The organism is Streptomyces lycii, from assembly GCF_009735685.1.
GTDB classification, from domain to species: domain Bacteria; phylum Actinomycetota; class Actinomycetes; order Streptomycetales; family Streptomycetaceae; genus Streptomyces; species Streptomyces lycii.
This window is the reverse complement of the sequence record NZ_WHPN01000188.1, coordinates 1-9731: the sequence shown is the minus strand read 5'-3', so window position 1 is coordinate 9731 and position 9731 is coordinate 1. Positions and strand designations below refer to the sequence as shown.

The following is a 9731-nucleotide window of genomic DNA, read 5'->3' as shown; positions in this document are numbered from 1 at the left end:
CGGCGGCCCCCACGAGCCCCCCGGCGGCCGCGGCGCGGGCGGTCCGTACGGCGGTGTCCCCGGCGGCAGCCCGTACGACGACCCCTACGGCGGCGCGGGCGGCCCGTACGGGCGGCCCGGCGACCCCTACGGCGGCGCCGGCGATCCGTACGGCGGCGGTCCCCGGGGCGGCCCGTACGGCGGAACGGATCCGCTGGCGGGGATGCCCCCGCTGGCGAACCGCGGCCGGCGGCTGCTGGCCCGGATCATCGACAGCCTGCTGATCGGCATCCCCGTCGGCGTCCTGATGACCCTGGTGGTCGGCGGCTACGACGTCACCAGGGCCGACGACGCCGGGCGGTCGGGCGTCGTGCAACTCGTCGTGCTGCTGGCGTACTTCGTGTACGAGGGGCTGATGCTCTCGGCGTCCGGGCAGACCGTCGGCAAGAAGCTGATGAGGATCCGGGTCGCGATGCTGGAGAACGGCGCGGTCCCGGCGGGCCGCCCGGGCTGGTTCCGGGCGGCGACGTACTCGCTGCCGCAGCTCGTGCCCTGCTGCGGCTTCGTCTTCTGGCTCGTCAATGTGCTGTTCTGCACCTGGGACAAGCCGTACCAGCAGTGCCTGCACGACAAGGCCGCGAAGACCGTGGTGGTCTCCGCGGATTGACGGATGCCGGCATCCCCGCCGTGTCCCCCTGGCACGGCGCGGGATGCGTACGGCTTCCGGTCAGCGGTGCCCGGAGTGCTCTCCGATCCCCGAGCCGACTCCGGCACGAGCGCGCGGGCGGGCGGCCCGGCCGCTGAACGCCTCGGCGCGGACGACCTCGGCGGGCCGGGCGGCGGCGGCACCGCGGGCGCCGGAACCGGGCGCGGTCTGCGCGACGCCGGGCCGCCGGGCGGCGCGGGGCGCCGGGACCGTGACCGCGACGAAGAGGCCGAGCGCGAGCCCCGCCAGGCTGATCGACACGATGCCGAGCACCGAGCGGGTCTCGGACATCAGCAGCATGGCCAGGGTCGACAGGACGACGGTGGCGGAACCGTAGGCAAGTTGTGCGGCAGTCGGACGCGGCATGGCGATTTCCGTCCTCGGGACAGTGTTCGGGGGATGTCGGTTCGTGTGCTGTCCCGGGGCCGCGGTGCCGGCCGCGGGTGCCTGACCCCGGGAGAAACGCAGCGTTCGTGCCTGATACGGACTCTACGGTGCTGTTTGCCCGAGCGGAACTGGAGGTAAGCATGACCTAACCCACAGTGCTGTTGCACAGGGGGCGCACGGAGTCATACGCCCTTCCAATGGGCGAGATGCGCGCGCCTGTTCGGGGTTGGGTGGCATGTCCGATTACCGGAGCGGGGTTCCCGGACTGGGTACACCCGTGGCGTGTTCAAGTCAAGATCTGTCTTTTCTGTCGGGACTCCGGTGCAATGCCCCCGGAAGAGGCAGCACTGGGGAACACCCGGGAGGACAGCGCCAAGTGAACAGCCAACGGAGGGCCGCCAGATCCGCCGCCCTGGCCGTCGTCGTCGCCGCGATGGGGGCGACCGCTCTGCCGGCCGTCGCCGCGGACGCGGAGGACGACCGATCCACCGCCGGGATCGAACGCCGTGATCCGGCGCCGGCCAAGGGCCATGTGGAGCACGACCTCGAAGGCCCCTTCAGCAAGCAGCAGAAGGAGCAGCGCAAGGCCGCGCTCCAGCAGGTGCTTTCGGGAGACGTGAAGGCCAAGAAGAGCGAGGGGTCCAGCGTCGTCAAGCTGGGCCGCTCGAAGTACGTCGAGCTGGCCCGCGAGAAGACGGACAAGATCTTCACCATCCTGGTCGAGTTCGGCGACAAGGTCGACGACACCACGATGTACGACCCGGACGGCGACGGCCCCGAGCCGCCCGCTCCGAAGTACGGCGGTACGCCCGGCCCGCAGCACAACGAGATAGCGGAGCCGGACCGCGGCGAGGACAACAGCACCGAGTGGCAGGCCGACTTCGACCGGCAGCACTACCAGGACCTGTACTTCTCCGAGGACAAGGACAAGGAGTCCCTCAAGAAGTACTACGAGAAGCAGTCCTCGGGGCGCTACTCGGTCGACGGTGAGGTCTCCGACTGGGTCAAGGTCGAGTACAACGAGGCCCGTTACGGCTCGAACTACTGCGGCGACAGCAACTGCGCCAACGTCTGGGACGCGGTCCGCGACGGCGTGACGGCCTGGTCGGAGCAGCAGAAGGCGGCCGGCAGGTCGGACGCCGAGATCAAGGCGCAGCTCGCCGAGTACGACAAGTGGGACCGCTACGACTTCGACGGCGACGGCGACTTCAACGAGCCCGACGGCTACATCGACCACTTCCAGGTCGTGCACGCCGGCGAGGACGAGTCCGCGGGCGGCGGAGCCGAGGGCGAGGACGCCATCTGGGCGCACCGCTGGTACGCGTACGGCGTCGACGCCGGCCGGACCGGGCCCGAGGAGAACAAGGCGGGCGGCACCGAGATCGGTGACACCGGCATCTGGGTCGGCGACTACACCATCCAGCCGGAGAACGGCGGACTCGGGGTCTTCGCCCACGAGTACGGCCACGACCTCGGCCTGCCGGACCTCTACGACACCTCCGGCACCGGCGAGTCCTCCGTCGCGTTCTGGTCCCTGATGTCCTCCGGCTCCTGGCTGGGCGAGGGCGAGGAGGCCATCGGTGACATGCCGGGCGACATGACCGCCTGGGACAAGCTCCAGCTGGGCTGGCTCGACTACGACACGGCCAAGGCCGCGACGTCGTCCACGCACAAGCTGGGTGTCGCCGAGTACAACACCAAGGACAAGCAGGCCCTCGTGGTCGAGCTGCCCGCCAAGGAGAAGACCACCACGATCGTCGCGCCCGCCCAGGGCGAGAAGCAGTGGTGGAGCGGCATGGGCAACGACCTGAAGAACACGCTCTCCCGGCCGGTGGACCTGACCGGCAAGTCGGCGGCGTCCCTGGAGCTCAAGGGCTGGTGGGACATCGAGGAGAACTACGACTACCTCTACGCCGAGGTCTCCACGGACGGCGGCGCCAACTGGACGCCGGTCGACGGCACCGCCGACGGCAAGGCCATCCCGCGCGACGGCGGCGACAAGCCGGCGCTGCACGGCTCCTCCGGCGCGTACAAGGACCTGGTCTACTCCCTGGACGAGTACGCCGGGCAGCAGATCGACCTGCGCTTCCGCTACCAGACCGACGGCGGTCTGGCGATGAAGGGCTTCGCGGCCGACGCGATCTCCGTCGTCGCGGACGGCGAGGCGCTGGTCACCGACGACGCCGAGGGCGACGACAACGGCTGGACGACGGAGGGCTTCTCGCGGATCGGCGAGTCGTTCACCAAGGAGTACCCGCAGTACTACATCGCCGAGAACCGGCAGTACGTCAGCTACGACAGGACGCTCGAGACCGGCCCGTACAACTTCGGCTGGTCGGGGACGCGGCCCAACTGGGTGGAGCACTTCCCGTACCAGAACGGGCTGCTGCTCTGGCTCTGGGACACCTCGCAGGCCGACAACAACGTCGGCGAGCACCCCGGCGAGGGTCTGATCCTCCCGGTGGACGCGAACGCGGAGCCGGAGAAGTGGGCGGACGGCAGCCTGATGCGCAACCGCATCCAGGCCTACGACTCGCCCTTCAGCTGGTACCGCAGCGAGGGCTTCACCCTCCACCAGGACGGTGAGCCGGCCAAGGTCGCCCCGAAGCCGGGCAAGCGGGTCTTCGACGACCACAAGGGTACGTACTGGTACGAGTCCAACCCCACCGGTGGTGTGAAGGTTCCTGACACCAACACCAAGATCTCGATCCTGTACGACGCCCCGAGCGGCTCGAACATGATCGTCAAGGTGGGTCCCTCGGCGAAGTAGCGAGCATCACAGCAGGTCAGAGCCTTAGCGGCCGCCGCCCCCTAGCGGGCGGCGGCCGTTAGGCGTTTAGATGCACGGGTGCGGCCCTTATTGACACCGGGCCTCACACCAGGAAACGGGCCAGGCTTCACACCCGGCATCGAGAGGCGCGGAGGAGTATGACCGGCGGAGGATTCACCAAGCTCCCGGGCGGCAGCGTCGTCGTCGCCCTGTCCCTGCCCCGGCCCGCGGTCAGGGGCGTGGTCCCGGACCTCGGGGCGGAGGGCACGGGCGGAGCGGGGCGGGTCCGGGTGCTCGTGCACGCCGCGAACCGCTCCCGGGCACTGACCCGGCTGCGGAACCGCGGGCTGCGCGCCGTCTATCTGCGGGGCAACGCCCATCCGCCGACGCCGGACGAGATCACCGCCGTGCTGCACCACCCGGAGGGGCTGGTGTGGCGCTCGGTCCCGGACGACGACACGGAGCCCTGGCACCCCATCGCGGCCCTGCTCCGGCCTTCCCGGACGCCCGCCGCCCGGACGGCCGTCCAGCCCGGCTGAGGCGCGGCAGGGAGTGCCCAGGGGCCGGTACGGGGCCACCGGGGGCCGGTACGGGGCCACCAGGGGCCGGTACGGCCCCGCGGGCCGGGCGGGCAGGTTCGCCGTTCGGGCCGGATCACGGCAGGCTCGCCGTTCGGGCCGGGCGGCGGCAGGTTCGCCGCTCAGGTCAGACGACGAGCGGCTTGCCGCTCAGCTCGACGCCCGCCTCGCGCAGTTCCTCCAGCGCCCGCTCGGTGGTGACCGGCGAGACACCGGCCGTCAGGTCCAGCAGCACCCGGGTGGTGAAGCCCTCGCGGGCGGAGTCCAGGGCGGTGGCCCGTACGCAGTGGTCGGTGGCGATGCCGACGACGTCGACCTCGGTGACCTCCCGGGCCTTCAGCCACTCGGCGAGCGGCACCCCGCGCTCGTCGGTGCCCTCGAAGCCGCTGTAGGCGGCCGCGTACGCGCCCTTGCTGAACACGGTGTCGATCGAGCCGGAGGCGATGGCGGGGGCGAAGTTCGGGTGGAAGCCGCTGCCCTCGGTGCCCGCGACGCAGTGGACCGGCCAGGAGTGCTCGTAGTCCGGGGAGTCCGAGAAGTGGTCGCCCGGGTTGATGTGGTGGTCCCGGGTGGCGACGACGTGCCGGTATCCGGCTGTCGCGTCCGCCACCAGGTCGGTGATCGCGGCGGCGACGTCGGCGCCGCCGGTGACCCCGAGACTGCCGCCCTCGCAGAAGTCGTTCTGCACGTCGACGACGATGAGTGCACGGTGCATGACGCGGGCCTTTCGGCTGATCGGGACGGCGGGACCCCGTCCGGTGGCCACGGGCCGAGCCCTGTGACCGAGGGTAGCGACTCGGGGGGACGGGCGCGAGTGGGGGTCTCCGCGCCCGTGCCGGGCGGCCCCCGGGCGCGTGGTCGGCGTACCCGGAGGCCGGCCCGGCTACACGTACTCGGTGGGCAGTACCGCCTCGCCGCGGCTGAGCTGCATCGCCGACAGCGGCAGCCGGCTCCGGGCCGCGAGGTGCCGGTCGCGCACCGTGTCCAGCGGCTCCCGGCCGAGGATCTCGCCACCGCGCACCAGCGGGACCTGGAGCAGCTCCCCGCTCAGCTCCGCCGGGACCTCCCCGGTGCCGACGACCTCCGCCTCCGGCACGCCCTGCTCGTCGAGCCGCCGCGCGGCCCACTTCCGGCCGCCGATCGACGTCTTGCCGCCCAGCGACTTCTTCGCCACCGGGACCAGCGGCGCCGCCGGGTCCGGGGACTCGGCCCGGGCCACGAGCTTGTAGACCATCGAGGCGGTCGGGTGGCCGCTGCCGGTGACGAGCCGGGTGCCGACCCCGTACGCGTCGACCGGCGCCGCCGCGAGCGAGGCGATGGCGTACTCGTCCAGGTCGCTGGTCACCACGATCCTGGTCCGGGTCGCGCCCAGCTCGTCCAGCTGGGCCCGTACCCGGTGCGCCATCAGCAGCAGGTCCCCGGAATCGATCCGGACGGCGCCCAGCTCCGGCCCGGCGGTCTCGACGGCGAGCCGCACCGCCTCGGTGACGTCGTAGGTGTCGACGAGCAGGGTCGTGCCGCGGCCCAGGGAGTCCACCTGGGCGGTGAAGGCGTCGCGTTCGCTGTCGTGCAGCAGGGTGAAGGAGTGCGCGCTGGTGCCGATGGTCGGGATGCCGTAGCGGAATCCGGCGGCCAGTTCGGAGGTGGAGGAGAAGCCGCCGACGTACGCCGCGCGGGAGGCGGCGACGGCGGCCAGCTCGTGGGTGCGGCGGGCACCCATCTCCATCAGCGGGCGGTCCCCGGCGGCCACCGACATCCGGGAGGCGGCGGCGGCCACGGCCGAGTCGTGGTTGAGGATCGACAGCACGACCGTCTCCAGCAGCACGGCCTCGGCGAAGCTGCCCTCGACACGGAGGATCGGCGAGCCCGGGAAGTACACCTCGCCCTCCGGGTAGCCGTGGATGTCGCCGCGGAAGCGGAAGTCGGCGAGCCAGGCCAGGGTGGGCTCGTCGACGACGCCCTGGCGGCGCAGGAAGTCCAGCTCGTCGGCGCCGAAGCGGAAGTTCTCCACGGCGTCGAGCACCCGGCCGGTGCCCGCGACGACGCCGTAGCGGCGGCCCTCGGGGAGGCGGCGGGTGAAGACCTCGAAGACCGAGCGGCGGTCGGCGGTGCCCGCCCGCAGCGCGGCTTGCAGCATCGTCAGCTCGTAGTGGTCGGTGAAGAGAGCGGTCGACGGCACGGCCACCGGCAGCCCCAGGTCCGCAGTGTTCATGACGATGATGCTACCCCCATTTCGTCAGTTTGACGATTTCTGCCCCGCCGGGGATCGCGGTGCCGCGCCGAGCCGCCGAGCGGGCCGTTTGTGCGCCGGGCCACCCCTGGTGGCAGCATGGGACGCGTGAGTGTCGCACCCATGGAGATCGAGCAGACGGAGTCGAGCGGTGCCCCGGCGGAGGTGCCCGAGCCCGACGTCCCCTGGGTCACGGTCGTGCACAACGACCCGGTGAACCTCATGAGCTATGTGACCTACGTCTTCCAGGCGTACTTCGGCTATTCGAAGGACAAGGCCAACAAACTGATGCTCGACGTGCACCACAAGGGCCGCGCCATCGTCTCCAGCGGCACCCGCGAGGAGATGGAGCGGGACGTCCAGGCCATGCACGGCTACGGCCTGTGGGCGACGCTCCAGCAGGACCGCTGATGACGGGCTTCGAGGCCGTGCCGGGCGGCGGCGCCGCCGTCGCGCTGGACGAGGTCGAGATCTCCATCCTGCGGAGCCTGGCCGTCCAGTTGCTGGAGCTGGTCGGGCCCGGAGACGAGCCGGCGGACGGCGGCGACCACGATCCGCTGGAGGCACTGGACGCGATGTTCGCCGAGGGGCCGACCGAGCCGCCCTCCGATCCCGCGCTCGCCCGGCTCTTCCCGGACGCCTACGGCGGCCCCGGACGGAAGCTGAGCGCCCGGGAGGAGGAAGAGGCGCGGACGTACTCCGCCGAGTTCCGCCGGTACACCGAGTCCGATCTGCGGACCCGGAAGCGCGAGGACGCCCTCGCCGTCGTCCGTTCGCTGGACGAACTGACCGCCGCGGGCGGCCCGGGCGCCGTGCTCCAGGTCGACGCCGACGGCGCCCGCCGCTGGCTCGGCACCCTCAACGACCTGCGGCTGGCCATCGGGGCCCGGCTGGAGGTCACGGAGGACGAGAGCGACGAGCTGTACCAGCTGCCGGACTCCGACCCCCGGAAGCCGATGGTGATGGCGTACCTCTGGCTCGGCGGTCTCCAGGAGTCGCTCGTCGAGACGCTGCTGCCCTGACCGTCCGCGGGGCCGGCCCGGCGGGGTGTTCCGCCGGGCCGGCCCGCTCGGCTGCTCGGTTCCGCTGTCCGGTTCCGCTGTCCGGTTCCGGTGTCCGGTCCTGCTGTCCGGTCCTGCTGTCCGGTTCCGCTGTCCGTTCCGGCTGTCCGTCGGCGTTTCCCGGACTTCCCCATGGAGCCTCGCCGGAGTCTTCCCGGATCTCCCCGGATCTCCCCGGGTCCCGTTTCCTCAGTGTTCGCTCAACGGACATTAAAAACCGGATAACGATCCCGGCGCCGAGGTGGTGACCTATGCGCACCCGCCAAGCGTTTGTCCCCTTTTGTCTGTGAGTCGGGGCACGTTTGCCTGCCCGTTTCCGGCGTCCGGCCGTGGTAAATCTTCACGATCACCTGCCGGGACGCCACCCATGTCCCGGCCGGTGGCGCCAGGCCGATCGCCGGCGTGACTCCATCATCCGGGGGGATCGGAATCCGGTCCCGGCCACAGGCCGGACCGGTCGTGGAGAAAGGCGCACCACCATGACCTCAGCGCAGGTCGCGCGGCACGACGACGGCCATGGGGACGAAGCATCCGAGGAGGGCTATCAGCGAGGGCTGGGCAGCCGCCAGGTCCAGATGATCGCCATCGGCGGCGCCATCGGCGTCGGCCTCTTCATGGGCGCCGGGGCGAACATCGCCAAGGCCGGTCCCAGCATCATCCTGATGTACGCCCTGGCCGGGCTGGTCATCTTCTTCATCATGCGGGGGCTCGGCGAACTCCTGCTCTACCGGCCGGTGTCCGGCAGCTTCGCGGAGTACGCCCGCGAGTTCCTCGGCCCGTTCTTCGGCTTCGTCACCGGCTGGACGTACTGGCTGATGTGGATCGTGACCGGCATGGCCGAACTCACGGCCGCGGCCATCTACATCCACTTCTGGTTCCCGGCGATCCCGCAGTGGGTCAGCGCCCTGGTCTTCCTGGTGGTGCTGTTCGGGGTCAACCTGATCTCGGTGAAGATCTTCGGCGAGGTCGAGTTCTGGTTCTCGATGGTCAAGGTCACCGCGATCATCGGCATGATCGTCATCGGCCTGGGCGTGCTCACCCTCGGCTTCTCGGACGCGGGCGACACCGCCGCGGTCGGCAACCTCTGGCAGCACGACGGGATCTTCCCGAACGGCATCGGCTCCAGCCTGATGACCCTCCAGGGCGTGATGTTCGCCTACCTCGCCGTCGAACTCGTCGGCGTCACCGCGGGCGAGAGCGAGAACCCGGAGAAGACCCTCCCCAAGGCCATCAACACCCTGCCCTGGCGGATCGTGATCTTCTACGTCGGTGCGCTGAGCGTGATCCTCGCGGTGGTCGAATGGACCGAGTTCTCCGCGGGCGAGAGCCCCTTCGTGCACGCGTTCAGCAAGATCGGCATCCCGCTCGCCGCGGGCATCGTCAACTTCGTCGTGCTCACCGCCGCCCTCTCGTCGTGCAACTCCGGCATGTACTCCACCGGCCGGATGTTGCGCGACCTGGCCGCCAACGCGGAGGCCCCCAGGGCGCTCGGCAGGCTCAACGCCCGGCGCACCCCGGCCGCGGGCATCACCCTCTCCGCCACCCTGATGGGCATCGGCGTCGTCCTCAACTACGTCGTCCCGGAGAAGGCGTTCCTCTACGTCACCTCGGTCGCCACCGCCGCCGGCATCTGGACCTGGGCGATGATCCTCATCAGCCACATCCGCTACCGCGCCGCGGTCGTCGCCGGCCGGCTCCCCGCCTCGTCCTTCCCGGCCCCGGGCGGCAGCCTGTGCAGCTGGATCGCGCTGCTGTTCCTGGGCTTCGTGACGGTGCTGATTGCACTGGACGGCGACGCCCGGGTGTCGCTGTACGTGGGCGCGGGCTGGGCCGTGCTGCTCGTCATCGGCTGGGCCGTCCTGCGCGGCCGCGGCCGCGGCACCGGCCGGGCCGCCGTGGACGCCGGCACCGGGCGGGGGCCGGAGCCGGAGCGGGAGACGGCGAAGACGGCACCCTGAGCGGCGCCGTTCCCGCCGAACGGCGGCCGTTCCCGCCCCTGCCGCGACGCGGCCCACGCCGA

At 71.2% G+C, this 9731-nt stretch carries 9 protein-coding genes; 6 read left to right on the top strand and 3 right to left on the bottom strand.

What is annotated here, in order from left to right; genetic code table 11:
* Positions 1-646: RDD family protein (locus GCU69_RS07715; RefSeq protein ID WP_235978305.1), on the top strand; the 646-nt coding region annotated here is incomplete at its 5' end.
* Positions 647-706: 60 nt separating this feature from the next.
* Here GCU69_RS07715 and GCU69_RS07710 read toward each other — a convergent pair.
* Positions 707-1051 carry a hypothetical protein gene (locus tag GCU69_RS07710; protein WP_156205488.1) on the bottom strand — a complete coding sequence of 115 codons (345 nt, stop codon included), beginning with the start codon at positions 1049-1051 and terminating at the stop codon, positions 707-709.
* 397 nt (positions 1052-1448) lie between these two features.
* On the opposite strand from GCU69_RS07710, the gene GCU69_RS07705 reads away from it, so the two are divergent.
* On the top strand, positions 1449-3842 hold the full coding sequence (locus GCU69_RS07705) for an immune inhibitor A domain-containing protein (protein ID WP_156205487.1): 2394 nt from the start codon (positions 1449-1451) through the stop codon (positions 3840-3842).
* 158 nt (positions 3843-4000) lie between these two features.
* Complete coding sequence (locus GCU69_RS07700; protein ID WP_098752096.1) at positions 4001-4381, top strand: hypothetical protein; 381 nt, start codon at positions 4001-4003, stop codon at positions 4379-4381.
* 166 nt (positions 4382-4547) lie between these two features.
* On the opposite strand, the gene GCU69_RS07695 is transcribed toward GCU69_RS07700, so the two are convergent.
* Both GCU69_RS07695 and GCU69_RS07690 read right to left on the bottom strand, forming a co-directional pair.
* Complete coding sequence (locus tag GCU69_RS07695) at positions 4548-5135, bottom strand: nicotinamidase (protein WP_098752095.1); 588 nt, start codon at positions 5133-5135, stop codon at positions 4548-4550.
* A gap of 168 nt (positions 5136-5303) precedes the next feature.
* Positions 5304-6632, bottom strand: a complete 1329-nt coding sequence (locus tag GCU69_RS07690) for a nicotinate phosphoribosyltransferase (RefSeq protein ID WP_098752094.1) — start codon at positions 6630-6632, stop codon at positions 5304-5306.
* 117 nt (positions 6633-6749) lie between these two features.
* Between GCU69_RS07690 and clpS the strand changes: the two genes are divergently transcribed.
* The 3 genes from clpS to GCU69_RS07675 all read left to right on the top strand — a co-directional run bounded on the left by clpS (position 6750) and on the right by GCU69_RS07675 (position 9669).
* Positions 6750-7061, top strand: coding sequence for an ATP-dependent Clp protease adapter ClpS (gene clpS, locus GCU69_RS07685; protein ID WP_176604543.1), 312 nt, complete (start codon positions 6750-6752; stop codon positions 7059-7061).
* On the top strand, positions 7061-7672 hold the full coding sequence (locus GCU69_RS07680) for a DUF2017 domain-containing protein (protein WP_156205486.1): 612 nt from the start codon (positions 7061-7063) through the stop codon (positions 7670-7672). The genes clpS and GCU69_RS07680 overlap by 1 nt, the downstream gene beginning before the upstream one ends.
* Before the next feature lie 518 nt (positions 7673-8190).
* Entirely contained in the window at positions 8191-9669 is a 1479-nt protein-coding gene (locus tag GCU69_RS07675; protein WP_156205485.1) for an amino acid permease, read from the top strand.
* The last annotated feature ends 62 nt before the right edge of the window (positions 9670-9731 follow it).

Bases quoted from the DNA above. Each gene is read 5' to 3' on its own strand.
- GCU69_RS07675 (WP_156205485.1), top strand. From the start codon at position 8,191: ATGACCTCAGCGCAGGTCGCGCGGCACGACGACGGCCATGGGGACGAA.
- GCU69_RS07700 (WP_098752096.1), top strand. From the start codon at position 4,001: ATGACCGGCGGAGGATTCACCAAGCTCCCGGGCGGCAGCGTCGTCGTC.
- GCU69_RS07690 (WP_098752094.1), bottom strand. From the start codon at position 6,632: ATGAACACTGCGGACCTGGGGCTGCCGGTGGCCGTGCCGTCGACCGCT.
- GCU69_RS07710 (WP_156205488.1), bottom strand. From the start codon at position 1,051: ATGCCGCGTCCGACTGCCGCACAACTTGCCTACGGTTCCGCCACCGTC.
- GCU69_RS07680 (WP_156205486.1), top strand. From the start codon at position 7,061: ATGACGGGCTTCGAGGCCGTGCCGGGCGGCGGCGCCGCCGTCGCGCTG.
- GCU69_RS07695 (WP_098752095.1), bottom strand. From the start codon at position 5,135: ATGCACCGTGCACTCATCGTCGTCGACGTGCAGAACGACTTCTGCGAG.
- clpS (WP_176604543.1), top strand. From the start codon at position 6,750: ATGGGACGCGTGAGTGTCGCACCCATGGAGATCGAGCAGACGGAGTCG.